Genomic DNA, 26,196 nt, shown 5'->3' with positions numbered 1-26,196 from the left:
TACGAAAAACTCTTAATTCTTAATGAATGATTTTTTGATATGGTTGGAAAAGTGTATCTTTGTAAAGTAATAGAGAAACAATATTAACTTAAAACATAAAACAAAAATGACAATCGAACAATTCAACTTTGCCGGCAAGAAGGCAATCGTTCGTGTGGACTTCAATGTCCCATTGGATGAGAACGGAAATGTAACAGATGACACCCGCATTCGTGGCGCTCTGCCTACATTAAAGAAGGTATTAGCCGATGGAGGTGCACTCATTATGATGAGTCATATGGGTAAACCTAAGGGCAAAGTAAAGCCAGAACTCTCACTTTCTCAGATTGTAAAGAATGTCTCTAAAGCCTTAAATATTGACGTAAAGTTTGCCAAAGACTGCGCTAATGCAGATGCAGAGGTGGCAGCATTAAAGCCAGGTGAGGCGCTGTTATTAGAGAATTTGCGCTTCTATCCAGAGGAAGAGGGCAAGCCAGTAGGCGTGGAAAAGGGTACTCCTGAATACGAAGAAGCTAAGAAAGACATGAAGGTTCGTCAGAAGGAATTTGCCAAAAAGCTCGCTTCTTACGCTGATTGTTATGTGATGGATGCCTTTGGTACCGCGCATCGTAAACACGCTTCGACGGCTGTTATCGCTGACTTCTTCGACAAAGATCACAAGATGTTAGGCTATCTTATGGAGAAAGAAGTAAAGGCAGTTGACGCAGTTCTCAACAACATTCAACGTCCATTTACAGCTATTATGGGTGGTTCGAAGGTATCAACAAAGATTGGTATCATCGAGAACTTACTCGGAAAGGTTGACAACCTCATTCTTTGTGGTGGCATGACCTATACATTTGCTAAGGCACAAGGTGGCAAAATTGGTAAGAGTATCTGTGAAGACGACAAACTTGATGTTGCATTAGACGTTATCAAGAAAGCCAAAGAAAACCATGTAAACTTGATACTTGGCACTGATTCTGTTATTGCTGACGACTTCAAGAATGACGCTAACCAGAAGGTTTGCCCATCAAACGACATTCCAGATGGCTGGGAAGGCATGGACGCTGGTCCTGAAACACGCAAAGCTTTCGCTGCAGCAATCAAGGGATCTAAGACAATTCTGTGGAATGGTCCAGCCGGAGTGTTCGAGTTTGACAACTTCTCTGGCGGCTCACGCGCTATTGCTGAGGCCGTTGCTGAAGCCACAAAAGAGGGTGCTTTCTCTCTCATTGGCGGTGGAGACTCCGTTGCTTGCGTCAACAAGTTTGGCTTAGCAGACCAAGTTTCCTATATCTCTACCGGCGGTGGTGCCCTGCTTGAGGCTATCGAAGGCAAGGTTTTACCAGGTGTAGCAGCTATCCAAGGTGAGTAAAACAACGCTGAATTTAACATTATCACAGAGCATTCGGGCAACCAAAAAGTTGTTTTGAATGCTCAATAACGAAGTGAAAAGAACATCTTCCACAGCAATTCATTGCATGGAACATCGTTCTTTTCATTTCCATTTCAATCACACGCAATGCACAACGAGGCTCAATCAGTAGGCGAAAACCACCATGAGCGACCGCCTTTAACAAGGAGTCAGTGTGCAACACCCGACCTATGGTAATCAAAAGGAATTGAGAATACCAAATTGTTAACAATAAAACATATATCAAAAAAACATGAAACTAAAAACATTATTAGCTACTGTCTGTCTACTTGGCAGTGCAATCTATCCCTCAACTGTGTCGGCCCAGTTCAAATGGCCCTACAAAATAATGAATGGAAAGGCTGTAACAGGAGTGCCAACACGTGAGGCTGGCCAACAAAGTGCACTCAACTTGGTCACACCTAAGCTGAAAGTGGTGCGCGTTGCCTTTGTAGGTTTGGGCATGAGAGGCCCTGGTGCCGTTGAAAGATGGACCCACATACCCGGCATTCAGATAATGGCCTTGTGCGATTATGAACAAAAACGCGCCGAAAGATGCCAGGATTTCCTTCGCAAAGCAAGTATGCCTGCTGCAACAATCTATTCAGGTGAGGACGGCTATAAAGCGCTTTGCAAACGTAAAGACATTGATCTTGTCTACATAGCTCCCGATTGGAAGCATCACTTTCTCGTAGCCCGTGAGGCCCTGTTGAATGGAAAACACGTGGCCATTGAAGTGCCAGCAGCGATGAATATGGCTGAAATCTGGGAACTTATCAACCTTTCTGAGAAGAAGAGATTACATTGCATGATGTTGGAAAACTGCTGTTATGACTTCTTCGAACTTAACGCTTTGAACATGGCACAGAAAGGAGTCTTCGGCGAAATCCTTTATGCTCAGGGTGCATATCGCCACGATTTGACTCCCTTCTGGAATGCATATTGGAAACAAGGTCCACAAGATAAGCTCGGCTGGAGACTTGATTATAACATGAAACACCGTGGAGACGTCTATGCAACTCACGGCTTAGGCCCTATCGCTCAAGTCTTGGATATCCACAGAGGCGACCGAATGAAGACGCTTATCGCCATGGATACCAAATCGGTTAACGGCAAAATGCACGTTGAACAGATGTCAGGTGAGAAGTGCAATGACTTCAAAAATGGTGACCAAACGACTACACTCATCAGCACAGAGAACGGAAAAGTTATGGAGATTATCCACAATGTGATGACTCCTCAGCCTTATAACAGAATGTATCAACTAACAGGTACCAAAGGCTTTGCTAACAAATATCCTATCGAAGGCTTTGCTTTGTCCTCAAAAGAACTATCAAAAGCCGGTGTAACTCCATCTGCAGATGACCTCTCGGGACACTCATATCTTCCTCAAAAAGATGCTGATGCACTGGTTCAGAAGTATGAAAGTCCGATTGTAGCCAAGTATGAAAAGGAGGCAAAAGAAGTTGGTGGACACGGCGGAATGGACTTCATCATGGATTCACGCTTGGTATATTGTCTGCAAAATGGCCTGCCCTTAGACATTGACGTCTATGACTTGGCTGAGTGGTGTTGCTTAGCTGAGCTTGGTTCTATATCCATGAATAACGGTAATATCCCTGTAGAGGTGCCCGATTTCACCCGTGGTGAGTGGAACAAGATACATGGTTTCCACCATGCTTACGCCAGTGCTGCCGACGAAAAGAAGGCTGCTGACGAGGCTGCTGCCTTCACTTTGAAGCTTAAGGAGCAAGGCAAGAAATACTGGGAAAAGGTAGATAAGGCTGCCAAAAAGAAGTAAAAAGAGGCACAGGTGACTGTGCAAACGCATAACTTCATCGCAAGCAGTGTGTCAATGGTTCATCCATCGTTTGGCACACTGCTTTTTGTTTTCTTCAGTTCCAAAGTTGTTTGCAGGATAATTTTTAGTGTAACGTGGCATGGATAAACGATGTTGTTATCCCCTATCCCACCAATCCACCTTTTGATATGGCTGAAATCATCGCGTGAAATCGCTCATATCGCCGTGTGAAATCACCCAAATGGAGACTCAAAATGACAAGAATCACAACCTCCTATACAACAATGTTGATTTACAAGTGTATGATATTGATTATCAGCGCAATAACGATTGCAAGGCACAAGGGCGTGAGGCATTCAGAAAAAGGAAATCAAAGCTGCCGCCAGCGCCTCTATTCCACCCAAAGATAGCTGCCTTCCAACTGAATCAACTCTTCGTGAACAAGGTATTCCAAGGCTTCATCCAAATGGCGTTCAGGCAGATGCAGCGTATCGAGGTCTGTGAGATGATGACGCTGATGGTCTGAAAGAAAGTCAAGAATGGCCTGCCTGCAAGTCTCAATCTTTTGCTCACTCGCCGACTTTTGGCCCCTATCAAGACACACATCACATCGTCCGCAATCCTCCGAGTCAGTCTCTCCGAAGTATCGAAGCAATTGTCTGCTGCGACAAATCTTGTCATTTTCGGCATAGGCAATAACGGCTTGGATACGTTTTTCAAACTCCTTTTTGCGGTCTTCATACACAGCTTTCCCTATCACCAATTGCTCGCCGTCTACCCTACTGCGTAGAAAATTGATGTAAGGCATCTTGCGCTGTGGAATAAAATGCAGGATATGACGCGCATTAAGGTTCTTTAAGATGAGATAAAGCTGCTGTGGAGTGAGCCCAGTTCTTTGTGCAATGAGCTGCTCATCAATATAGACATAGTCGTTGAAAAGCCCTCCATAAAGGCGCATCAAGGCATCAATGACGAGGTCTTCTCTCGCACTAAGGTTATCCAACAGATAGAGTTGATTGCGCGATAACAGGAACATGAGTCGCGCACTATTATTGGGATCATTCTCATAAAGAATGTAACCCAGTCGCTCAATGATGCGAAGCGAAGCATCGGTCAGCGTCAGTGAGAGATGATAGGCACTACAAAACTCCGCAATGTTGAATGAAAACGTGTGCCCACCCCCGCTTCCTACACCAATCTGATAATAGTAAGCGAGCGAATCATAGACCTTACGAATCTCGTCTTTTTCAGGGAAATTATCTCCAATACGCTTATGAAGTTTGCGCGCATCGGCCGAGTTATAGAGCAAAACAGCATAGGCTTTCTTGCCATCTCGCCCCGCACGACCTGCCTCTTGGAAATAAGCTTCGAGCGAATCTGGGCTATCCATGTGGATAACCACCCTCACATCGGGCTTATCAATGCCCATACCGAAGGCATTAGTAGCTACCATTACGCGAGTGTTATCACGCTGCCAGTCTTGCTGTCGGATGTCTTTCGTGAAATGTTCTAAGCCAGCATGATAGAAGGTTGCCTTGATATCATTGTCTTTGAGCAGTTGAGCGATCTCCTTTGTACGCTTTCTACTGCGCACATAGACAATGGCACTGCCCTGCACCGCCTGTAAGATATGGATGAGTTCCGCCTCTTTGTCTGACGCAATTCTAACGACATAACAGAGGTTTTCGCGTTGAAAGCTCATGCGAAAGACATTCTTCGCCCTAAAGTTTAAACGTTCCTGGATGTCGTCAACAACGTCAGTTGTCGCCGTAGCGGTAAGCGCAAGGATGGGCACTTCGGGCTTAATCTTGCGCAGTTCTGCAATGTGTAGATAGGAAGGTCGAAAGTCGTAACCCCACTGACTGATGCAATGTGCCTCATCAACCGTGATGAAGCTGACGTGCATGTGGCGGAATTTAGACAGGAAAAGTTCGGAAAAGAGCCGTTCAGGAGACACATAAAGCAACTTCAACCCACCGAAAACAGCGTTCTCAAGCGTCTTGATAATCTCCTGACGCGTCATGCCTGAGTAGATGGCGGCAGCCTTTATGCCCCGTTGAAGCAGATGATCCACCTGGTCTTTCATCAGGGCTATGAGGGGAGTTACAACGATACAAACTCCCTCTTTGGCTAAGGCTGGCACCTGAAACGTGATAGATTTACCTCCGCCCGTAGGCATAAGTCCCAAGGTGTCGCGTCCTTCGCCTATGCTATGGATAATGTCTTTCTGAATGCCTCGAAAGTCATTATACCCCCAGTACTGCTGCAACAGCTGCCGATATTCCATGTCTTGTCACTACTCCTCAGTCGGAAGAGCCGCTTGTGGGTGTTCTTCTTCAGGACGGATATCTTCAATCTGCAACTGCACTTGATTGCGTTTGAACACATTTGCCTCAATAGTGTAGGCAATATCAAAGGCGCGTTTGCTCTTGATATAACGCACAGAACCACTTTGTCCGAAGGCAATGCCATTGACAACCGTGCTTGATTTAGAGTCAACGAGTTCGAGTTTGATGTGCTCTTGCTCGCGTCCCACAACCTTACTCGTGCCATAATCATAGACGCCTTGCGTGAAAAAGAGCGGTTTAGTGCATTCAGGTCCGAAGGGAGCAAAGCGTTTTAAGTCGTTGAATAGCTTCTTTGTGATGTCTTTAAAGTCAAGTTTTGCATCAAGATTAATGGTTGCTTCCGTCAGTTCGGGGGCGATATGGTCTTCTACATACTGCTGAAACTTCTTGCGGAACAATGGAATATCATCCCAACGTAGCGTCAAACCAGCCGCATAAGTATGTCCACCGAAGTTCATCAACAAGTCTCGGCAGTGCTTGATAGCCGCGTAAACATCGAATCCAGTAACGCTGCGTGCCGAGCCAGTAGCCAGATCTCCGTCGCGCGTTAGCACCACTGTAGGCCGGAAATAGATTTCCGTTAGTCGCGAAGCAACAATCCCTATGACACCTTTTTTCCAGTTTTCATCATATAAAACGATGCTGGAGTGATGCTTTTGGCTTTCAAGTTTTGAGACAATCACATTGGCCTCTTCGGTCATCTGCTTATCAATGTCCTTGCGTTGCTCGTTATATTCGTCGATGTGTTTAGCCTTCTTGAGCGCTACATTATAGTCTTTTTCAACCAAAAGGTCAACACTTTCCTTTCCATTCTCCATGCGTCCAGAGGCATTTATGCGTGGACCAATCCTGAAGATGATGTCACTCATCGACAACTCTCGGCCGTTTAGACCGCATATATCGATAATGGCTTTCAGGCCGATACTTGGGTTTTGGTTGAGTTGTTTAAGCCCATGGAAGGCCAAAATGCGGTTTTCATCGGTGACAGGAACAAGGTCTGCAGCGATTGAAACGGCACAAAAGTCGAGCAAAGGGATTAGCCGTGAGAACGGAATACCATTGTTCTTAGCCCATCCTTGCATAAACTTGAAGCCTACTCCACAGCCACACAGCGACTTGAAAGGATAGCTGTCATCGGGCCGTTTAGGGTTAAGGATGGCAGCAGCTGGCGGCATTTCCTCATCCGGTACATGGTGGTCACAGATGATAAAGTCTATACCGAGCGACTTTGCTAAGGCAATTTCCTGAATTGCTTTAATGCCACAATCTAATATAATGATGAGTTTTACACCCGTTTCCTTTGCATAAGCTATTCCCTTTTCACTCACCCCATAGCCCTCATCATAGCGATCGGGGATGTAATAATCAATGTTTGAATAGAACTGTTGCAGAAACTTATACACCAAAGCCACGGCAGTACATCCATCGACATCATAGTCTCCATAGACCAAAATGCGTTCCTTTCGGCCCATAGCATCATTGAGTCGATCCACCGCGACATCCATATCTTTCATCAAGAACGGATTAATCAGGTCGGCTAATTGCGGTCGGAAGAATCGTTTTGCAGCCGATTCTGTCGTTATTCCGCGCCTTATCAGCAGCTGTGCAAGTATGGGATGAATGCCCAACTTGCCCGAAAGCTCATCTGAAGCCTGCTTTTCTTGTGGTGTTGGTGGTTCGTAATTCCATTTAAAATGCATTTATATCGTTTTTATTTTCTTCTGAATGAGGGTATATCAAGAGGCATACCAGCGGATTTTTCATGTTTCATTACACCAATCCGTGCCCAAAGATACGAAATAAAAACAATAAAAAAGCACAACCGGAAGTTTTTTTTCCAATTGTGCTTTCTAATTCTTTATGATTCAAAGCTTAGATACCGAGCTTCTTACGAATGTCTTTTGGCACTGCATTTTTATTGACAATGAAGTCCATTGTGTTATTAGCGATGTAGTTCTTTGTCATATACCAGATGCCTTTATAGTCGCCTGTTTCACCCCAAGAGTTCTTCACCATGTAGTATTCTTTGCCATTTTGGTCCTTAGCAATACCATAAATCAGCATACCATGGTCGTCAGTTAGCTCCCAGTTATCAAAGCGCTCTTGACGCAGTTTCTGTGTAGGTGTAACCTCAGGAACCTTGCATCCTAATGAGTCGAGCACGTTTTTCTTTTCTGTTTTCGTGAGTTTCAGCCAGTGTGCCATATCACTTCCGCTCAGGCTTTGTGCCTTTTTAGCGTCAATAGAGTATGCCAAGCCATCACGAGTAAAGCCCGGTTCTGAAACATCTCCACCCCAAGCTACGGTGTAACCATTCATTACAGCATTGTCGATGATGCGCATCATATCGTCAAGAGGTAGGTTCCATGACAATGGGTTGCGCCAGTTGTCTTGCACCTCAACAGCAAAAGCGGTCCAGAATGGGTGGTGTGTGTAGCTTGTGAAGCTTTCATAATCGTCTGGATTGATTTCCAAGCTCTGTGCAAATGACATCGGTGTGTAGCTCTTTCCCTGATAAGTGAACTTCTCTGGGCATTTACCGAGGTAGGCATCGATGATTCCATGCAACGCAACCTTCCACTGAGAAGAGAGTTTATCCGTCTTAGATTTAGCCACAGACAACACATAAGGAGTCATCACATCAAAGAATTCGTTGAAGTTATTGAGTGAATCTCCATAGAGCGTACCAGGCAATGGCATTGCGTCTTCAGGGCAAATGCCATAGTGTTTCAAACAATAGATGGGGTCGTATGCACTACCTCCCTGTGCAAATTGGCAGTCGCCATGCATGCGAACCACTTGTACTGCACGATCGAAATAAGTCTTATTGGCTACAAAAGCCTCACATAAGTCATACGTTTTTCCCGTTTTTTTCAGAATCTCGGCCTCCAAAAAGCTCAGTGTTGAATAGTCCCAACATGTGCCACTACGGCTTTGGTTCTTAATGCTTGTAATCTTGTTTTCCTTGATAACAGTGAAAACAGGTTTGTTCGCATTACTCTTTTCTGCTTTCTTCTCTTCTGCATTAACGTTCAATGCCACCACGGCAAGGAGCGCCATCACTAATAATTTTCTCATTTAATCCAGTTGAAATGTTGTTATTATGAATTTTCTCTCACGTTGTTTTTTAATTTTTCTCACGCCGATTTGAATCTCCTCATCCATCGATTTGATTCATTTCTCGCGCCGTTTTGAATCACTTCATGCGCTGTTTTGAATCGCTTCACGCGCTTAATTGTTGGCCATAAACTCCTCAACATCCTTGGGATGATAAGGGATGCGGTCTTTTCCAATAAAGCGGCAGCCCTCTTTCGTGATCAACACGTCGTCTTCTATACGGATGCCTCCAAAGTCTTTATAAGCTTCGAGCTTATCAAAGTTGAGGAATTCTGCACAATGTTTCTTTGCCTTCCAATCGTCGATGAGGGCTGGGATGAAGTAGATTCCCGGCTCGTCTGTAACGACAAAGCCTTCTTCCAAACGTCTACCCATGCGCAGATTATTGGTTCCAAACTGCTCAAGATTAGGCCTTGTTTCTTCATCAAAGCCTACATTGACCTGGTCAAAGCTTTCCATATCGTGCACATCCATACCCATCATGTGACCCAATCCGTGGGGCATGAACAGCGCATGTGCACCAGCACGCACGGCCTCTTCAGTGTCGCCTTTGGTCAAGCCGAGTTCTTTCAGGCGGTCAAACATCAGACGGCATACGTTGAAATGCACGTCGGCATACTTCACACCGGGCTTAGCCACGTCTAAAGTATGGTCATGGCAGGCCTCAACAATGCTGTAAATATCCAACTGACGCTGTGTAAACTTGCCGTCAACAGGCATTGTTCGCGTGTTGTCGCTACAATAGTTGTTGATGGTTTCTGCGCCTGCATCGCACAAAACGAGGCGTCCGGCTTCGAGTTCTTTCATTGATGGTGCCCCATGAAGTATCTCTCCATGCTGCGTATAAATGGTTGGAAAACTAACCATTGCACCATAAGAGTGGGCAATACCATCCACTTGTCCGCTTACAAACTTCTCGGTTACCCCAGGTTTTGTTAGTCGCATGGCCGTGGTATGCATCTTATATCCTATGACAGCTGCACGTTCCAACTCCTCAATTTCTTGCGGTTCTTTCACCGAACGCATCTTAACCACTGCCTTGATTAGCGTCATACTGGCAGCCTCTTTCTGCTGAATCGGATGCACACCCAATAGGTCAAAGATTTGAATCTTTATGTCATGACGATATGGAGGCAGGAAATGTATCTTGCGATGTTTGCTTAAAGCCTCGTTGCATACGGTCTTCAATGACCGCATCGGCAAGGTTTCTGAAGCACCACAACGCTGTCTCATCTCTTCCATGCTATCCACAGAACCATACCAAACGATGTCTTCGATGTCGATATCATTGCCTATCAAGAGGTCTTTATCATTGTCGATGTCGATTACTCCAACAAGTCCATCGCGCTGAAGTCCGTAATAATAGAGGAAAGAAGAGTCCTGACGGAAAGGAAAATACCCATTGTTTGGGAAGTTAGCCGGTGACTCATTGTTTCCAAATAGAATGATGATGCCTTCCTTAACAAGCTTTTTCAGCTCGTCGCGGCGTCTTTTATATGTGGCTGTATCAAACATATCTTTTATTATTTAATTTGCCTACAAAGTTACACAATTTTGAGATTAAAATGCTATCTTTGCAAGAAAATTAAGCGAAATAGTGAAAATTTATCAGTAGATCATGAAGATTAACGGCAAAACAGGGCTTGTTCTCGAGGGCGGTGGCATGCGAGGAGTGTTCACAAGTGGTGTGCTCGACGCGTTCATGAAACACAATCTATACTTCAAATACATTGTGGCGGTTTCGGCAGGAGCCTGTAACGGCATGAGTTATGTAAGCCGTCAACCCCGCCGTGCGCGTGTTTCGAACATTGATTATCTGGCCCGTTACCGCTACATTGGACTGCGTCACCTTGTCACTCAGGGCTGTATCTTCGACCAAAAATTGCTCTACGACAAGTTTCCCAATGAGCTTTTACCATTTGATTTCGATGAATATTTCAAACATTCTCAAAGTTTTGAAATGGTCACAACAAACTGTTTGACCGGTCAGGCTATGTATCTCAGCGAGGCACACGACCGCCAACGTTCGCTCGATATTGTCAAGGCATCGAGCAGTTTGCCCTTCGTGAGTAAGATTGTCAACGTTGATGGACTTCCCATGCTCGATGGAGGCATCGTCGATAGCATCCCTGTTCACCGAGCAATTGAAACCGGACACGACCACAATGTGGTTATCTTGACGCGCAACAAGGGCTGGCGCGACACAGGGAAAGACCGCAAAGTTCCGGCTTTTATCTATAAAAACTATCCACGATTGCGCGTGGCTTTGAGCCATCGTCTTAAGGTTTATAATGCTCAAATGGATCTCATCGACCGCTTGGAAGCCGAAGGTCGCATCACGTGTATTCGCCCGTTGCGCCCTATGGAGGTGGGGAGAATCGAAAATGATGTGATGAAACTTGAGCGCCTTTATGAGGAAGGATTCGCACTTGGAGAGCAGTTTGCACAAGAAAATTTATAGCGTCAGCAAGCCTTTGCCTTTATCTTTATTTGCATCTTTCGCTATTCCATGATATACCAAGCGTTTTCCCATGAGTCTACCAGCCTGTTTTTAAGTCATTCTTGGCGTTTTTTCATGATGCACCAAACGTTTTCTCACGCTGTACCAAGCGTTTTTTCATGATGCGACAGATGTTTTCCCATACTTTTTTCACGCCGAATGAACCTACGAATCAAGCGCAAACTTCACCGCGAAAGCTAAGCTTTCACGCGCTGACGGAGGCCATTTCATCTCCCCTTTTGATAGCTTTTGGCGCATGAAATGACCGCCTTAGCGTGAGACTTAGGCGTTGTCTACGATTTCTTTACCAAACGGAGCCAAAGCCAAGCCCATCAAGCGGAAGTGCATCTTGCCCCAAGGAATCCCCACGATTGTGATGCACAGCAGCAGGCCGAAGCCGAGATGAGTCAGTGCAATCCAAAAACCGCCGACGAAAAACCACAGCATATTCATAATCATACTGAGGCAACCGCTGTCCTGGGGCTTGCTAACCACGTGTGAACCAAAGGGCCACAGGGCAAGAACACCAAGTTTCAGGGTGGCAAAACCAAACGGAATGCCGATGATTGTGACCATCATCAGCAACGAAGATACAAAATATTCGACGGCAATTCCAAATCCGCCAAAGACCAACCAAATGATATTTCCAAGAAGTTTCATGTTGTAATGTTTCGTGTTATGTCGGACAAAGATATTAAAAAAAGGCTGAACGACAAAACAAAACAGAAGGGGATTGTGCCTTATTCCTGCACACAGGGAATGAAAAACAGGCCTTTTTTTCGCATATAAACACGCCTTTTGGGTTGTCCTAACCTATTTTTCATTCCCCACCACATAGGTCAACACATAGTCATCGGTTATGTTTACTTCCACCTGATGACGTGTGTTTGCCTTCAAATTCTCAATGAAACAATGCGTCATCGCACTGTTATCGAGCGTTACCCTCATATCAAAATACTGAAGATTTTGAGCGGAATAGTATTTATAAAGCGTTTCTTTGGCACACCAATTCACCAATTGTGCCGTGACCTCTGCCTGCATTTCGTCGTCGCGCATAAAGCGATGAGCTATGCGACTGACGCGATTGCTGCGATATTCTATGTCAACGGCCACCTCAGAATGAGGCGAAACCATGACGGCAGCATAGCCTTTGGTGTGACTGATACTGATGTTCCATCCTTGAACAAAGGGCTTTCCATCGGCATTATGCGTGATGATTGGACAATCGTTGACCATGTTCCACAGCAGCGAATAGACCGCAAGTTTCTCTAAACGCCGTGCCAGGCTCTTGCATGCAGCAATCTCTTGCTGAAAGATGGTGTGCATTTCGGCCTGCGAAGTAAGAAAATCATCAACGTCTTCTTCAATCTTCCACACGCCCAATCGCACGTCTTTGTCCAGACTTTTCACGAAAAGCAATGGCATGGTTTAGTTTTTTTGGTGAATCGTAACCTTCACTTTTGCGATTCTACGCTCTTCTATCGAGAGGATTTCGAACGTGAAATTTTCATATTCTATCTTCTCATGAGCGCTTGGAAAGTCGCCTTTCAACTCCAAAAGTAAGCCAGCAAGCGAGTCAGCATCGCCCTCAACCTCATCAAATTCGTCGTCATCAAGATTCAGAATCCTACAGAAATCAGCCAGTAAAACCTTGCCTTTGAAGATATATGTATTATAGTTTAGCTTCGTATAGAACTTCTCTTCTTCGTCAAATTCGTCGTTGATTTCGCCGACAATCTCCTCCAAAATATCCTCTAAAGTGACCAAACCGCTCGTGCCACCATATTCATCTACGACGATGGCGATATGCACTTTATTCTCTTGGAACTCGCGAAGCAGGTCGTCAATCTTTTTCGTTTCGGGCACAAAATAAGGCGGACGGATGAGACTTTGCCAGCGGAAGGCGTCGGTTTTTGACAAATGAGGCAGCAAGTCTTTAATGTAAAGTACGCCTCGAATATTGTCGCTGTTGTCCTGATAGACAGGGATGCGGCTGTAATTATTCTCAACAATACACTTCAAGACATCCGAAAAGCTGCTTCGAATGTCAAGATTCACAATGTCTTGTCTTGAGGTCATGACCTCTTTGGCCGTCTCGTCGCCAAAGCGAATGATGCCTTGCAGCATGCTTTGTTCGTCTTTTATATCGTCTTTGTCGGTGAGTTCAAGCGCCTGTTCAAGGTCATCCACACTGAGTTGGCGGTTCTTTTGCTGCATAATCTTTTCGGCATAGACGCCACTTTTGATGAGAATCGTCTCTAAAGGCCAAAAGAGTTTGCGAATGAAGAGCACACCTCCAACGGCAAAACGGCAAAATTTCAGTGCGTTCTGTCGGCTGTAAACCTTGGGCATTATCTCGCCAAAGAGCAGCAACAGAAACGTTAACAGCACCGTCAACACAATGAATTCAAGCCATTGCGCCTTAGGTCCGAAGTGCACAATTGAGTTGAAAATCAGATTACAAAGCATGATAATCGTCACATTGATGAAGTTGTTTGTAATCAGAATAGCAGCAAGTGTGCGCTCACTATCCTCGCAAAGGATGTCAATGTTGCGGTCTTTCACATTGTGTTCGGGTGAAAGTTCTGAAATATCGGAGGGCGAAAGACTGAAGAAAGCGATTTCAGAACCACTGGCAAATCCCGAGGCTAACAATAAAACTACTGTCAGCAGCATACAGAAAACGACGCCAATCGAAGGCGATTGGAACGTCACATCTGCAAAAGATTCAATAAAAGTGGTAATATCCAAAAGTTGTTTTTTTAACTACTAAAATGGTAAACCTCCGTCATCGGGCGTGTTTTCAGCCTCCCGTTGGTTGGTTTGTTGCGTTTGATCGGCTGCAGTTGATTGTCCAGCAGACGTTTCATTAGCGACAGGTCTGGGGGTAAGCAGCTCCATATTCTCGGCAAGAATCTCCGTAACAAAGCGTCGTTGACCTTTCTGATCGTCATAACTGCGGTAACGGATTCGGCCTTCTATATAGAGTTTATCCCCTTTATGCACATACTTTTCAACGATTTTTGCCAAGCCACGCCACGCCATAACAGTGTGCCAATCGGTGTGATCGGGCACCTTAGTACCATTTTGCAGCGTGTAGCCTCGCTCTGTTGTGGCCAATGAAAACGTAGCCACCGCCTGGTCTTGGTCGTAATAACGCACGTCGGGTTCTTTTCCAACGTTTCCAATGAGCATCACTTTATTCATCGTTGTCTATGAGTTTAAGGGTTGAAATGACAGAAATCATGCGGCAAAAGCCTACTTCCACATGCCAAGATACTTGAAATGAAAGTTCTTTCCTTTGGCAGAAGGGAATTGCGAACGACTGTCTACACGGCTGCGCAGATAGTCAACGATTCGGGCATAACAATCTTGTCCAGAGTTAGCTTTGCACTGAGCAACGAAGTGAGTGTCGCGATATTCGTGCTTGCCTGTGGTAGGAACCATGACAACACGCTTGAAATCAAGTGTACCTTCATACCATCCCGGCTGCATTTCAGTGAGTCGTGTCATGGCCGAAGCAGCCAATTCATGCTTATCAATGACAGGAGCAACGGGGCGAACAGCCTTCTTCTCTTTGAAATCAGCCATCGTAGCAGCCATTGTTTTAATAATGATGAAGTAGACACGTTGACGCACTTTATAACGTTTCGGATAGCAAACATCACTGGCAACATAGTCGCGTATGTCTGCCTCTAAATCCGGATTCATTCCTATTTCGGGTATAGAGCTTAAAAAATCAAGCGCCTCTTCCACATTTGGAACAAGCGTTTCGCGATCAAAATATCTTAAATATAAATTCATTGATGTGTATGTTTCCCTTAGAAAAAGAGCGGAAAACGGGACTCGGACCCGCGACCCCGACCTTGGCAAGGTCGTGCTCTACCAACTGAGCTATTTCCGCAGAGAAATAAAAAAGCCTTATTTACGTGTGAAGAGGAGGAGACTCGAACTCCCACGTCACAATTGACACTACCCCCTCAAAGTAGCGCGTCTACCAATTCCGCCACCTCTCCGACATGTAAATGCATTCTGAATAATGTGCCCAGAACAGGACTCGAACCTGCACGTCGTGAAACACACGCACCTGAAACGTGCGCGTCTACCAATTCCGCCACCTGGGCAGGCATCGAAGAAACATTCTTCTTAATGTTATATTCAGAATGTATGAGCGGAAAACGGGACTCGAACCCGCGACCCCGACCTTGGCAAGGTCGTGCTCTACCAACTGAGCTATTTCCGCAATTATCCTTTGCAGGAGCATTTCTCTAAATGCGGTGCAAAGGTAAGACTTTTTTTTAATCAGCAAACTTTTACTGCGTTTTTTTGAAGAAAATATCACAAATCGACCTCAATCCATTCGCTCACGATAATCTTCATAACCATATTCGCGCAAGATTTCAAGCGTTCCATCAAGACGAGCGATACCAATGGCGGGATGAGAGATGCCATTAAACATATTGGTTTTCACCGTTGTATAATGCAGCATGTCTTCAAAAATCACATTTTCTCCCACTTGCGGTGCATGATCAAACTCCCAATAACCCATAAAATCGCCACTAAGACATGAGTTTCCACCAAGCCTATATATATAAGGTGAATGGTGATCGTCTTGCGCTATGTGTTTTGCGCCACGCACAACTGGGAAATAAGGCATCTCCAAACAATCGGGCATGTGGCATGTAAAGCTAACATTCAGGATAATAGTCTTTATCCCTCGGTCTTCAACCACATCCACAACCTGACTCACCAAGGGGCCCGTCTGCCAGGCAAATGCACTTCCTGGTTCCAAGATTACCTTCAACCAAGGATATCGTTGGCGGAATTTTTGCAGCACATCTACCAGCAACATCGTGTCATAATCATTGCGTGTCATGAGATGACCACCGCCAAAATTAATCCACTTCAATTGTGAAAACCACCGCGAAAACTTTGCTTCTATATGCTGAAGGGTGCGTTCAAAGGTCTCCGCCCCACTCTCACAATGACAATGACAATGGAAACCTTCAATGTCAGCAGGCAGCGTTTCGGGCAACTTATCGGCCGTAATACCAAACCGAGTGCCTGGAGCACAAGGATTATAAAGGTCGGTTCCCACCTCAGAATACTCCGGATTGATGCGCAATCCAAGACTAATGGTGGCATTTTCTTTGCGCACCCGCTCATGATAACGCGCATACTGAGTCAGCGAATTGAACTGAAGATGACTCGACAAGCGGGCAATCTCGTCAATCTCATAGTCGGTATATGCCGGAGAAAAGGTGTGCGCCTTACTGCCAAACTCCTCAAAAGCCAACCGAGCTTCTGACAAAGAACTCGCTGTTGTGGCACGAATATACTCCCGAAAAATGGGAAAGGTCTTCCAAAGCGCATAGGCCTTGAACGCCAAAATCACTTCAACATCAGCCTCACGCGCCACATCTTTAATAAGGTTTAGATTGCGACGCAACCGCGCTTCCTCAAGAATATATATCGGTTTACTAATCCCTGAAAATGTATCGAGGTTTAATTTCATCATTCCTAAAAATAAAAGTTCGTGATGCAAAGGTAACTTTTTACGCGGATATAATTGCTTGTTTGATAGAATTTTCATACATTTGCATCATCAAAGAATAAACGCAATGAAGCCCACTTGGTTGGAAAGCCCCACAACAAACACTGAAAGAGCGCGACACTTGCCGATGCTCCACAAGGGCATAAAGGCTCTTTGCTTCTTCCAAACAACTTATTTGAACCCTACAACACAAGGGGATAATCGTTTGAAATGGGCCATATCCAACCCTGAAAACGATTCTCCCACACACCGATTCTTAACGAAACAGCAAATAAACTTATTAATATAAACACTAATAGAAATGAGTGAAAATAACTCTTTTTTGGTTTTCTCGGGTACAAACACACGCTACCTTGCAGAAAAGATTTGTGCCAGCTTAGGTTGTCCACTTGGAAACTTGGTGGTAACAAAGTTCTCTGATGGTGAGTTTGCAGTGTCTTATGAGGAGTCAATCCGTGGCCGTGACGTATTCTTAGTACAGAGTACCTTCCCCAATTCAGACAACCTCATGGAACTGTTGCTGATGATTGATGCAGCCAAACGCGCTTCTGCCCGTCACATCATCGCTGTAATCCCCTACTTTGGTTGGGCACGTCAAGACAGAAAAGATAAGCCTCGTGTCAGCATCGGCGCAAAACTTGTGGCCGACTTACTGAGTGTTGCCGGCATCGACCGCGTCATCACGATGGATCTACACGCTGACCAGATTCAGGGATTCTTTGATGTTCCCGTTGACCACCTCTATGCATCAGGCGTCCTTCTGCCCTATCTGCAAAGCCTACATCTAAAAGACCTCGTCATCGCTTCACCTGACGTAGGTGGCTCAAAGCGTGCCAACACCTATGCAAAATACTTAGGTTGCCCACTCGTTCTATGCAACAAGACTCGCGCTCGCGCCAATGTCGTGGCCACAATGCAGATTATTGGTGACGTGAAAGACAAGAATGTTGTCATCGTCGACGATATGGTTGACACAGCAGGCACCATTACCAAGGCTGCCGACATCATGAAAGAAGCCGGTGCAAAGACTGTACGCGCCTGTGCTTCCCACTGCGTCATGAGCGGTCCGGCCTCAGAACGTGTGCAGAATTCAGCCCTCGAAGAGATTATCTTCACCGACTCTATTCCCTACTCTCACCGCAGTGCAAAGGTAAAACAACTCTCTGTTGCCGACATGTTTGCCGAAACCATTCGCCGTGTGGTAGACAACGAGAGCATCTCATCACAATATTTGGTATAAGATTAAAATTCCTATATGACATCAAGCGGAGAAATGCACCATGCATCTCTCCGCTTTTTTAATTCTATCCCTCCGTAAACCACAACTCGCCTAATATTTTTCAACGCTATTTTTCCCCTCTTTTCCTCACGCAATCTCTGCCTATTCACGCAATGAATCAGTAGAGATGACCTCCTTTTTCATAACAATTTACCGAAAAATAGGTATTGGTTTACATTGCATTTTTATTTACTTTTGCATTGTCCACATCATGTACAACTAATATTAGAGACATATACTACAAATCATTAAAAACCATATCAACGAAAAGTTTAATGGACAATACAAGAAAAAAACAACCCTTCAACCATGTACATTCACCACTTTCACGCTCCAAAAGAAGAAGTCGTTTGATTGCCTTAGGCCTATTTCTTGGGGTTAATGCCTTTGCACAACAGCCTGTTACGTTAGACACGACGGTGGTAATCAAAGAGGTTACGGTGACCGCTCGTAGTGAAATTAGGAAACTAAAGGAGTCGGCGATGCCCATATCTGTCATTGGTCAGCGCCAGTTACAAGGCACAGCATCCAACATCAATGACGCCCTTGCACGCACCGTTGGCGTCACTATCCGCAACACCGGAGGCTTAGGGAGTGCCTCGCGCATTTCTCTTCGCGGCTTGGAAGGAAAGCGAATGGGAATGTTTGTCGATGAAACCCCAATGTCACAACTCAATAACTTTGTAACACTCAACGACATTCCTACCAACATGATAGAACGCATTGAGGTGTATAAAGGCATTGTTCCTTATAAGTTTGGTGGTGCGGCATTAGGTGGAGCCGTAAATGTGGTGACGAAAGAATACCCCCCTGTGTACTTCGATTTCTCCTATGAACTGGGTTCTTTCAATACCCATCAGGTGTCAACAGTGTTTAAGCGAACGGATAAAAAAAGTGGATTACAATTTGGAATAGGTGGCGCTTTCTCGTTTTCAAAGAACAACTACAAGATGTTGCTATCCAATGTAGGCAACCGAATGGTTGAAAGAGACCATGACACCTTTAAGAAAATCATGACAGGAATGTCACTCAAGGCCACGAAATGGTGGTTTGACGAAATGAAATGGGAGCTAATCTTTCTCAAAACACGTCAAGAGATACAAGGAATCGACCTTGATGTGCGCGAGGCTTATAACCATTCTATCATTGGGGTGACTGCACTCACGCTGAAACGAAAGAACTTTTTCTTAGACGGACTTGACTTTGACTTCAACATCGGATATGCAATTGGCAGGTATGGCCTATGTGATAAGGCCATGAACCGCTATGATTGGGATGGCAACAAGTTACCCCCGGTCTCTCCTTATGGTGGAGAACAAAACAATTATCCCTCGGATGGAAACAACCATTCAAAAGAATTGACGTCTAAACTCAATTTAGAATACACGATAGACAAGCATCATGGTGTAAATCTAAACGTTTATTTCGACCGAAATTCACTACGTCCCAAAGACCCGTTAATGGACAAAGCATTGGGCTTTCAATCTAACTTCCCAAGCCGCATGAACACGTTAACCTTAGCCTTGTCCTATGATTTAACGCTCTTTGAAAGCCGCTTTCAAAATGCGTTTACGCTGAAAAACTACAAGTTTTCTTCTCATTCGCGCTCCATAAACGTTTATTCTGTCAGCGCACCAGAACCAGTGAGCGTGTCGAAATCTTATTTTGGATTCAATGATGCCATGCGATATAAGTTGACAAATGACTGGATGGTGAAGGCTTCTTTCAATTCAGAAGTGCGCATTCCAACCAATGAAGAGCTCATTGGTAATGGCTATTCTATCCTCGCTTCGCCTGCCTTGAAACCCGAACGCACGTCGGGAGTGAATGTGGGCATGATATATCGGCATATCAAACAGAATGGAGGATTGGTTGAAATTGAATTTAATGGCTTTTACAATCAACTCAAAGACATGATTCGATTCACCCCCGACTTGATTCCAACAATGGCACGTTATCGCAATTTTGGAAGCGTTCGCACACGTGGAATAGAGTTAGATGTGAAAGCAGATGTATGTTCTTCGGTCTATCTTTATGCCAATGGAACGTATCAAGACCTACGCGATGTGCGCAAAATGAATCCAGGCACGGCAGTAGAAAACCCCACTTATATGAAGCGAATACCCAATATACCTTATCTAATGGGTAACTTTGGAGCTGAATATCATAAAGAAAACCTCTTCGGAGGCAAGAATCAAAACACTCGTTTGTTCTTCGATGCCTCTTATGTGCATCAATTCTACTATGATTTTGAAGTGAGTCGCTATCAGGATAAGAAGATTCCGTCTTCATTTACAATGGATGCTGCCATAGAACACAGTCTAAACGATGACCAATGGGTATTTACGTTCAAGATAAAAAACCTGGCTAATCGCCACATTGTGTCCGAATTTAATCGTCCACTACCCGGAAGATACTTCGCATTCAAGGTGAGATACCTACTAAAATAGAAACTTTATATTATATTACTAATAATCATTTTAATGATGAAAATTTTCAAATTATCTCTTTCAGCCCTCCTTTTGGCGTCACTCTTTATTTCATGTGACAAGGGCAATGACAATCCTCCTGCACCCAAAGGCGGTGAGGGCAGTTTCAAAGGTGTAGTTTTTGCTGCCGGCATTACTAATCCCGAAGGCAATGGTGGCAATGTCTATATGCAAGCGTTACCTGGTTTTCTGCCAGGCACTTACGGCAACACAAACGCTATTCCCGTTGGATTTGGCTCAACACCTATCGTAACTGAGTCGAACAACATCTATGCTTTTCCCGACTACATGGGCAATACGAAAGCTGAAATCAAATGCTATAATCTCAACGAAAAAGGTGAATGGCTGAAGAAAGGAGCACTTCAGATTCCTGCAAATGCCGCAGCTTGTAACATTGTTGAATTGAATAAGGAAAAGGCTTATGTGAGTTTGCAAGGTATAGGCATTGTGATGGTGTTCAATCCAACGACAATGAAGAAGATTGCAGACATTGATCTCAACAGCTATGCCCAAAAAGGAGCGAATGTTTCACCTGCTGCCATGATTATACGCGACGGAAAACTCTTTGTAGGACTTAGCCAAATGAATGCCCAATTCATGCCTACGGCCAACAAATTAGAGTTTGCCATGATTGATACCAAGACAGATAAGGTAGAGAAACATATCGTAAATGAAAGCTTAGGCATGTGTTTTGCCACACGACCCATTGATGCTGGCTCTATCTTTATGGACGAAAACAAAGACATATACTTCAATTGTATGGGGTCATTTGGCATGCTTCCTCAATTGCATGGTGGCATTGCACGCATCAAGAATGGCTCAACCGACATTGATCCAAACTATTCTATACGCCTTGATCAAACAGAAGTGAGTGGCCTTTCAACGAAACATGCCGACTATATCTGTACAGTGATGTATGCAGGAGACGGAAAAGTCTATACCTATATCAGCTCGTTGGGTTTAGATCCTCATGCCCTGGACAATCCATACCTCACGCTTTCCAACCTTCCTGTAGTCATAGACTTGAAGCAAAGAACACTAAGTGTCATCAAAAACACGGAGATTTCTAACCCACAAGGTATCGCTGTAGCCAAATATAAAGACCTGATTGTGTTTGGAAGTGCCAATAAGAAGGCAACAGGTTTCTACACTTACAACCCCAAAACAAAAGAGGTGGCTGGCCCTGTGATTCAAACTCAAGGCAACCCAAGCTTCTTCCACAGCTTTGAATAATGGCCATCAGCTTTTGGAAAGCCTAAGAAGAGCGCTCCTCTTCATCAAAAGTATAAGGAAAAGTTGATGTGCTCACGATGAAAGTTGACACATCCCACTTTGAGAATTATAAGAAACAACTCACTACGCGTTGAGGTTTTGAAAACCCGAGGTTGCCAAACAACAGTTTAGGCTACCTCGGGTTAATATTTTGAATGCGGGAAACAACTCGCCACTCGTTTTGCTTTCTTGGTATCATTTACACAGAAATACAGCCCCACTAAAATCATTTTTGGGTAAGAACTCAATATACTTTGCCCTTATCCCAACTTGATTGAGCCATCAGCGCCTACCTGCAACTTATCTTTTTTCGTTGGTTTCGGCGTCGGTTCTGTCTGTGCCGGAGTAGCCTTTTTAGGCGCTGCAGACCGCTTGGGGGCTGCCTTTACCGGCTTGTTTGTGCGTGGTGTGCGTCTCGGAGCCACGTTTCCATAATGCGTGGGAGCCGAAGGGGCAACACCATAAGGGGCAGATTCCACCACCTCTTTATAGCGATAGCCATCAGGACTATCGGGATCAGACACCTTTCTCAGTGAGGTGTAATAGACTTTATTGCCCACATAGCTCGTGTCGGTCATCATTAAACCGGCTTTATAGCGGCGTTTGTGGAGGATAGCCCCATTGACTTCATAGACAATCTCCGAGCCTTCTTTCTGCCCATCGCGATAGAAGGAGCGCACATACAATTTAGGTTGCGCGTTCTTACTTTCAGAATCATGATATTGTAGAAACAAACCATCCAATATTCCGTTGCGATAGGTCTCGACAAGATTAACATGTCCGAAGCTATCATACTCGTAAGCACGGCCATCTTTCTCGCCATTCACATAGTCGGCCTCACTGGTTTTCAGGCCGTTTTGCCCGTAGGTGACCCAATGTCCCACCTGCTTTTTGGTCTTTTTATCAATAAACCCCGACACGCGTAGCTTGCCGTCGGCATCGTGTTCCATGTATTTCTCTTGCGCTTGAAGGGTGGTAAACCCAAACAAAAGCACTAATACTGACAATATTTTCTTCATTGTTGCTTTATATTTTTATTGTTTTAACCGCGTTGAGGGCAACATTTTTTATTCTGGCTTGAATGAATATCGATCTATAACATCCTTACCTCGCTCCACCTGTCCAGTCTTGATATCAAAGCCATAGAGTGTTTTATGATAACCATTTGAAGCATCCGTCCTGCACATCACCCATATTTTGTTTCCACTGCGCACAGCACATTCGGTGCGTATCACACTTGCTGGCACCGCCTTTGTCCACAAAACACCGCCGCGAGTGCTACGCAACTGATAGATAGTATTGGAATTTGTCGTGACATTTGGATTGAAAGAAAGCAAGATATACTCGTTGTCGGCAAAAGGAAGTGCACCATAGAAGCCCTCAATCTTATCCGTAGAAGGCCCAAAACTGAGTGAACGATACCCCATTCTTTCAGGGTATATCTGACTCCTATAAAGGTAATCGTCTAATGCTTGCGGGTCGCCATTGTGGAAAACAAAGCTTAGATGCCACACCTGTAGCAACCCATCTTCGTTTGAATTGGCGTTAGACTTATACACTTTCAAGAAGTATGTCGTCGAGTCGCGCATCTCTCCATGCAACTCACTCGGTGGAAGCATGCACGCATAAGAAAAGGCTGCATCGTCATAAAGCCTGTTGGTGGCAGGGAAATAATAATAAGGTATGGCCTTAATGTCGTTCACCAAGAAGCCCTCTCCATTGTCTTTATCGATAAAATCAATTTTAGAGAACCCCGATTCCATCACCTTTTTACCCTCAAACATAGACTTTGTGATGTTCTTTATCTCTAAGTTTGCGGGGTCGATGCTATATACATAGTGGCCACCCACAATGAGATAGAACTTCTTTGCCTGATAGAAATATTGCAAATCCGTTTCATATTCCTTGTAACCTTGCTTGTCTGCATTCTCATTTGAAACCAGAAACTTCTCGTTAACGACTTCACCTGTCTTCACATCGCGCAAGCCAATGTAATAGCCATTGACATATTTTGGATTGTCCTCATACTTATAGGAGAGATAATTTCGATGCGAAAAATAAACGATATAGGCTTTATTCTTATGACTCAGCAACGCATATTGTTCATAGTTTTCATCCACAGTGATTGAATCAGCCTTGCTTCCAAGGTAGTCATAACTATTTGAAGGAGAGAAGAGTAGCTGTTTGATAATCACAAACAAGAACAGAAAAGAAAGGACAAAAGCTATCGCTATAAACTTTTTTCTCTCTGCACCAAATGGGTTATAATTATCTGCTTGCCCCGAGTCGAAGTTGTAATGATGATTGACATTGATGTTGATATCGTCGTTGTCAAGGAAGAATTCCGTGCCACAATTCCTGCAACGAAACTTCTCTTCGCCTATTTCATCATACTTTTCACTGCCACACTGCGGGCACTTTATAGGTTTTATCTTCTTTGTCATGCGTTGAGTGAATAACTTTTATCAAATATTAAAAAGCGGCACTAAGGTAAGACTTTCTTTGAAAACATCCAAATTTCCGACCTAAAAAATCATTTCTCATGCCTCGCGCTCTTGCGAAAATTGTCTTAAAATCATGGCCTATGTGATACAATCGTATGATACACGCCGCCTAACCTCCGTTTTTCCTCCTCAAAAACTTGCAAACGCGGGGTGAGATTTTGTATCTTTGCAGAAGCTATCCCCCCACGCGAGACCGCCTGAAACCATTCGGCACGCGCCGTGGCAACATAGCGATTGTAAACAAATTATTCAGGATAATCAATCTTTAACCCGTTCATCATGGTAAAGCATACAAACCAACAAGGGACTGCGGCATCCCCAATGCTCCGCAACTGCAAGCGAACAAACGTATTTGTGCGCTTAGATCTTGAAATGCTTAATAACTTTGACATGACTGTTGTCAAAGAAAAATATGGTCTTGAAGGCTGGGGTATCGTGATTTATATCATGAAATTTCTTGTCGAACGCCGTACCGATTGCCGCGCACCGATATATGCTGTGAGCGACATTGCACGTGCCTGCCACCGCCACAAAAGTTTCATCTTGCAGCTCATTGGCGACTTTCCTTCGCTCTTCACTATCGAACCCGGAAACCAGGTGTTTTCAAGTCCGTATTTAACTCAATTTTTCCGCGAAAATTCTACAAAAAAAGAGAAAACAAAAATAAATTTAGATAAATTAACAAATGAGGCGTCTGATAATCAGGAACTTAACCCTTCTAAGAACAAGAACAAAGAACAAGAACAAATAAAAGACGAAGAAAAAGAAGTAGAAAAGTTCGACGTCGCCGCCGATGTTTTTGAAAAGAATAAGTCGTTGGAAGCTGATGCCAAGAAGGCTTGTTCCGCCATGGCTCAACCCTCAACGGCAAAGGTAGCACAAAGGCGCTGTTGTGGCAAGAAAAAGTCGGCTGTCAAAGAGGCTAAAACAGCTGCAACAAAGACAGAAAAAGCCACAGATGACGATGCAAAACAGGCTGAATTGCAGCCTAAATCAAGTGCTTCTGTCGTGAGAAATGCCAGAAACGACGCCGGCACCGACGCTGATTCCCAATCTTCGCCAACCATTCCCGCTGCCCAATCGACAATAGCCCAATCGACAACAGCGGCCACGCCATCGTCAAATGCCTTCGTGAACACCTTGCGCAAAAAGATTAGACAGGCTTCGGCAGCCGCTGCCAAACGGGAACAAACAGCGGTGAAGTGTGTAAAAAACGCAACAAATTCCTTGACTGACAACGCTAAAACATCACTGCACTCAAATGGCAAGGCAGCGAAAAGCACAGCGGCTCCCGACCTCACAACAGCCCCTCAAGCGCCCACTCCGCCTGCCACCAAGGCCCAGCAGCCCGCTGCCGAGACCCCAACTACAGCCCCCTCGGCCCCGCTAAGCATTAATCGTGAGTTGCTCGCCCTACTCTATCACGACGAGGACTACATGGCCAGCCTCGAACACATGGCCAATCTCGCCGTATACAAGAATCCCACCTTGCGCCGCAACCTCCTCTACTGGTTCTGGCACTACTGTCAAATGCATGGGAAAGCCATGCGCAGTGCCGCCGATGCCAAAGACTATTTGGCCAACCTCATGCGTCCCGGCAGCAACACACGCGCCCGCTTCATGGCCTATCAAAACCACTTTTACGAGCAAAACCATCAGGCGGAACAAGGCTGCGGCCATGCGCCCACACGACAAGTGGGCCGCAATGTGGGCCGCGTATGAGGCGAAGTGTGTGACAATATTATGAGATGTGATGCAGGGAGGCAATGTAAGGTAAACAGCCATAAACAAGCAACTATGATTGACCATGGCCTAAAACCAACGCAAAGCAGTGTAGAAGCCACATAAAGGTGAGACGGAATTGTAACTAAAAATCAACGAAGACATATCTATATTAACTTAAAATAATATGCTACAAAACTCTAAACATGGTAAG

Annotated in this window: 19 protein-coding genes and 4 tRNA genes; 7 read left to right on the top strand and 16 right to left on the bottom strand. The window is 44.8% G+C overall.

Annotated features, from left to right (window positions below; all coding sequences use genetic code 11):
* Positions 1 to 106 precede the first annotated feature (106 nt).
* Together HMPREF9145_RS07110 and HMPREF9145_RS07105 are read left to right on the top strand one after the other, a co-directional pair.
* Complete coding sequence (locus tag HMPREF9145_RS07110) at positions 107 to 1,357, top strand: phosphoglycerate kinase (RefSeq protein WP_021825653.1); 1,251 nt, start codon at positions 107 to 109, stop codon at positions 1,355 to 1,357.
* Positions 1,358 to 1,649: 292 nt separating this feature from the next.
* Positions 1,650 to 3,197 carry a Gfo/Idh/MocA family protein gene (locus HMPREF9145_RS07105; RefSeq protein WP_021825724.1) on the top strand — a complete coding sequence of 516 codons (1,548 nt, stop codon included), beginning with the start codon at positions 1,650 to 1,652 and terminating at the stop codon, positions 3,195 to 3,197.
* Between the two features lie 391 nt (positions 3,198 to 3,588).
* Here the strand turns inward: HMPREF9145_RS07105 and HMPREF9145_RS07100 are convergent, their stop codons facing one another.
* The 4 genes from HMPREF9145_RS07100 to HMPREF9145_RS07085 all read right to left on the bottom strand — a co-directional run bounded on the left by HMPREF9145_RS07100 (position 3,589) and on the right by HMPREF9145_RS07085 (position 10,177).
* On the bottom strand, positions 3,589 to 5,484 hold the full coding sequence (locus tag HMPREF9145_RS07100) for a RecQ family ATP-dependent DNA helicase (RefSeq protein WP_021825740.1): 1,896 nt from the start codon (positions 5,482 to 5,484) through the stop codon (positions 3,589 to 3,591).
* 9 nt (positions 5,485 to 5,493) lie between these two features.
* Positions 5,494 to 7,245, bottom strand: coding sequence for a single-stranded-DNA-specific exonuclease RecJ (recJ, locus tag HMPREF9145_RS07095; protein WP_021825720.1), 1,752 nt, complete (start codon positions 7,243 to 7,245; stop codon positions 5,494 to 5,496).
* 172 nt (positions 7,246 to 7,417) lie between these two features.
* Positions 7,418 to 8,623 carry a C1 family peptidase gene (locus tag HMPREF9145_RS07090; protein ID WP_007135940.1) on the bottom strand — a complete coding sequence of 402 codons (1,206 nt, stop codon included), beginning with the start codon at positions 8,621 to 8,623 and terminating at the stop codon, positions 7,418 to 7,420.
* Between the two features lie 153 nt (positions 8,624 to 8,776).
* Positions 8,777 to 10,177 (bottom strand): aminopeptidase P family protein, encoded by a 1,401-nt coding sequence (locus HMPREF9145_RS07085; protein WP_021825681.1) that lies wholly within the window; start codon positions 10,175 to 10,177, stop codon positions 8,777 to 8,779.
* 103 nt (positions 10,178 to 10,280) lie between these two features.
* Between HMPREF9145_RS07085 and HMPREF9145_RS07080 the strand changes: the two genes are divergently transcribed.
* Positions 10,281 to 11,123 carry a patatin-like phospholipase family protein gene (locus tag HMPREF9145_RS07080; RefSeq protein WP_021825742.1) on the top strand — a complete coding sequence of 281 codons (843 nt, stop codon included), beginning with the start codon at positions 10,281 to 10,283 and terminating at the stop codon, positions 11,121 to 11,123.
* 321 nt (positions 11,124 to 11,444) lie between these two features.
* Here the strand turns inward: HMPREF9145_RS07080 and HMPREF9145_RS07075 are convergent, their stop codons facing one another.
* The 10 genes from HMPREF9145_RS07075 to nspC form a co-directional block, all read right to left on the bottom strand.
* Positions 11,445 to 11,822: a YccF domain-containing protein gene (locus HMPREF9145_RS07075; protein WP_021825667.1), complete on the bottom strand. Its 378-nt coding sequence runs from the start codon at positions 11,820 to 11,822 to the stop codon at positions 11,445 to 11,447.
* Between the two features lie 153 nt (positions 11,823 to 11,975).
* Positions 11,976 to 12,587 (bottom strand): 4'-phosphopantetheinyl transferase family protein, encoded by a 612-nt coding sequence (locus HMPREF9145_RS07070; RefSeq protein ID WP_021825648.1) that lies wholly within the window; start codon positions 12,585 to 12,587, stop codon positions 11,976 to 11,978.
* A gap of 3 nt (positions 12,588 to 12,590) precedes the next feature.
* Complete coding sequence (gene gldE / locus HMPREF9145_RS07065) at positions 12,591 to 13,913, bottom strand: gliding motility-associated protein GldE (RefSeq protein ID WP_021825762.1); 1,323 nt, start codon at positions 13,911 to 13,913, stop codon at positions 12,591 to 12,593.
* 18 nt (positions 13,914 to 13,931) lie between these two features.
* Positions 13,932 to 14,369 carry a single-stranded DNA-binding protein gene (locus tag HMPREF9145_RS07060; protein WP_007135934.1) on the bottom strand — a complete coding sequence of 146 codons (438 nt, stop codon included), beginning with the start codon at positions 14,367 to 14,369 and terminating at the stop codon, positions 13,932 to 13,934.
* Between the two features lie 51 nt (positions 14,370 to 14,420).
* Complete coding sequence (locus HMPREF9145_RS07055; RefSeq protein ID WP_007135933.1) at positions 14,421 to 14,966, bottom strand: hypothetical protein; 546 nt, start codon at positions 14,964 to 14,966, stop codon at positions 14,421 to 14,423.
* 27 nt (positions 14,967 to 14,993) lie between these two features.
* A tRNA-Gly gene (locus HMPREF9145_RS07050) sits at positions 14,994 to 15,066 on the bottom strand.
* 28 nt (positions 15,067 to 15,094) lie between these two features.
* Positions 15,095 to 15,178: transfer RNA gene (locus tag HMPREF9145_RS07045), tRNA-Leu, on the bottom strand.
* A gap of 26 nt (positions 15,179 to 15,204) precedes the next feature.
* Positions 15,205 to 15,286, bottom strand: a tRNA-Leu gene (locus HMPREF9145_RS07040).
* A gap of 46 nt (positions 15,287 to 15,332) precedes the next feature.
* A tRNA-Gly gene (locus HMPREF9145_RS07035) sits at positions 15,333 to 15,405 on the bottom strand.
* A gap of 108 nt (positions 15,406 to 15,513) precedes the next feature.
* A complete protein-coding gene (gene nspC / locus HMPREF9145_RS07030) occupies positions 15,514 to 16,677 on the bottom strand; it encodes a carboxynorspermidine decarboxylase (RefSeq protein ID WP_036907011.1) in 1,164 nt (387 codons plus the stop codon).
* Positions 16,678 to 17,017: 340 nt separating this feature from the next.
* On the opposite strand from nspC, the gene HMPREF9145_RS07020 reads away from it, so the two are divergent.
* The 3 genes from HMPREF9145_RS07020 (at position 17,018) to HMPREF9145_RS07010 (ending at position 21,717) form a co-directional block, all read left to right on the top strand.
* Positions 17,018 to 17,956: a ribose-phosphate pyrophosphokinase gene (locus tag HMPREF9145_RS07020; protein WP_007135930.1), complete on the top strand. Its 939-nt coding sequence runs from the start codon at positions 17,018 to 17,020 to the stop codon at positions 17,954 to 17,956.
* A 314-nt stretch (positions 17,957 to 18,270) separates the two neighbouring features.
* Positions 18,271 to 20,445 carry a TonB-dependent receptor plug domain-containing protein gene (locus HMPREF9145_RS07015; protein ID WP_021825654.1) on the top strand — a complete coding sequence of 725 codons (2,175 nt, stop codon included), beginning with the start codon at positions 18,271 to 18,273 and terminating at the stop codon, positions 20,443 to 20,445.
* Positions 20,446 to 20,481: 36 nt separating this feature from the next.
* Complete coding sequence (locus tag HMPREF9145_RS07010) at positions 20,482 to 21,717, top strand: hypothetical protein (protein WP_036907009.1); 1,236 nt, start codon at positions 20,482 to 20,484, stop codon at positions 21,715 to 21,717.
* A 299-nt stretch (positions 21,718 to 22,016) separates the two neighbouring features.
* On the opposite strand, the gene HMPREF9145_RS07005 is transcribed toward HMPREF9145_RS07010, so the two are convergent.
* Both HMPREF9145_RS07005 and HMPREF9145_RS07000 read right to left on the bottom strand, forming a co-directional pair.
* Positions 22,017 to 22,775, bottom strand: coding sequence for a toxin-antitoxin system YwqK family antitoxin (locus HMPREF9145_RS07005; protein ID WP_021825753.1), 759 nt, complete (start codon positions 22,773 to 22,775; stop codon positions 22,017 to 22,019).
* Positions 22,776 to 22,823: 48 nt separating this feature from the next.
* Positions 22,824 to 24,200, bottom strand: coding sequence for a hypothetical protein (locus HMPREF9145_RS07000; RefSeq protein ID WP_021825741.1), 1,377 nt, complete (start codon positions 24,198 to 24,200; stop codon positions 22,824 to 22,826).
* 339 nt (positions 24,201 to 24,539) lie between these two features.
* Here HMPREF9145_RS07000 and HMPREF9145_RS13945 point away from each other — a divergent pair, with 339 nt between their 5' ends.
* The gene (locus HMPREF9145_RS13945; protein ID WP_052026750.1) at positions 24,540 to 25,982 is read left to right on the top strand and encodes a DUF7833 domain-containing protein; all 1,443 of its coding nucleotides are present in this window, start codon (positions 24,540 to 24,542) and stop codon (positions 25,980 to 25,982) included.
* The last annotated feature ends 214 nt before the right edge of the window (positions 25,983 to 26,196 follow it).

Source organism: Segatella salivae F0493, assembly GCF_000477535.1.
Classification (GTDB): domain Bacteria; phylum Bacteroidota; class Bacteroidia; order Bacteroidales; family Bacteroidaceae; genus Prevotella; species Prevotella salivae.
This window is presented reverse-complemented; position numbering and strand designations above follow the sequence as displayed.

Excerpts from the sequence above, each read along its gene's own strand:
- HMPREF9145_RS07010 (WP_036907009.1), top strand. The coding sequence starts at position 20,482 with ATGAAAATTTTCAAATTATCTCTTTCAGCCCTCCTTTTGGCGTCACTC.
- HMPREF9145_RS07070 (WP_021825648.1), bottom strand. The coding sequence starts at position 12,587 with ATGCCATTGCTTTTCGTGAAAAGTCTGGACAAAGACGTGCGATTGGGC.
- HMPREF9145_RS07105 (WP_021825724.1), top strand. The coding sequence starts at position 1,650 with ATGAAACTAAAAACATTATTAGCTACTGTCTGTCTACTTGGCAGTGCA.
- HMPREF9145_RS07020 (WP_007135930.1), top strand. The coding sequence starts at position 17,018 with ATGAGTGAAAATAACTCTTTTTTGGTTTTCTCGGGTACAAACACACGC.
- HMPREF9145_RS07000 (WP_021825741.1), bottom strand. The coding sequence starts at position 24,200 with ATGACAAAGAAGATAAAACCTATAAAGTGCCCGCAGTGTGGCAGTGAA.
- HMPREF9145_RS07110 (WP_021825653.1), top strand. The coding sequence starts at position 107 with ATGACAATCGAACAATTCAACTTTGCCGGCAAGAAGGCAATCGTTCGT.
- HMPREF9145_RS07080 (WP_021825742.1), top strand. The coding sequence starts at position 10,281 with ATGAAGATTAACGGCAAAACAGGGCTTGTTCTCGAGGGCGGTGGCATG.
- HMPREF9145_RS07060 (WP_007135934.1), bottom strand. The coding sequence starts at position 14,369 with ATGAATAAAGTGATGCTCATTGGAAACGTTGGAAAAGAACCCGACGTG.
- HMPREF9145_RS07005 (WP_021825753.1), bottom strand. The coding sequence starts at position 22,775 with ATGAAGAAAATATTGTCAGTATTAGTGCTTTTGTTTGGGTTTACCACC.
- HMPREF9145_RS07075 (WP_021825667.1), bottom strand. The coding sequence starts at position 11,822 with ATGAAACTTCTTGGAAATATCATTTGGTTGGTCTTTGGCGGATTTGGA.
- recJ (WP_021825720.1), bottom strand. The coding sequence starts at position 7,245 with ATGCATTTTAAATGGAATTACGAACCACCAACACCACAAGAAAAGCAG.
- HMPREF9145_RS07090 (WP_007135940.1), bottom strand. The coding sequence starts at position 8,623 with ATGAGAAAATTATTAGTGATGGCGCTCCTTGCCGTGGTGGCATTGAAC.
- HMPREF9145_RS07100 (WP_021825740.1), bottom strand. The coding sequence starts at position 5,484 with ATGGAATATCGGCAGCTGTTGCAGCAGTACTGGGGGTATAATGACTTT.
- HMPREF9145_RS07015 (WP_021825654.1), top strand. The coding sequence starts at position 18,271 with ATGGACAATACAAGAAAAAAACAACCCTTCAACCATGTACATTCACCA.
- nspC (WP_036907011.1), bottom strand. The coding sequence starts at position 16,677 with ATGAAATTAAACCTCGATACATTTTCAGGGATTAGTAAACCGATATAT.
- HMPREF9145_RS07085 (WP_021825681.1), bottom strand. The coding sequence starts at position 10,177 with ATGTTTGATACAGCCACATATAAAAGACGCCGCGACGAGCTGAAAAAG.
- HMPREF9145_RS13945 (WP_052026750.1), top strand. The coding sequence starts at position 24,540 with ATGGTAAAGCATACAAACCAACAAGGGACTGCGGCATCCCCAATGCTC.
- HMPREF9145_RS07055 (WP_007135933.1), bottom strand. The coding sequence starts at position 14,966 with ATGAATTTATATTTAAGATATTTTGATCGCGAAACGCTTGTTCCAAAT.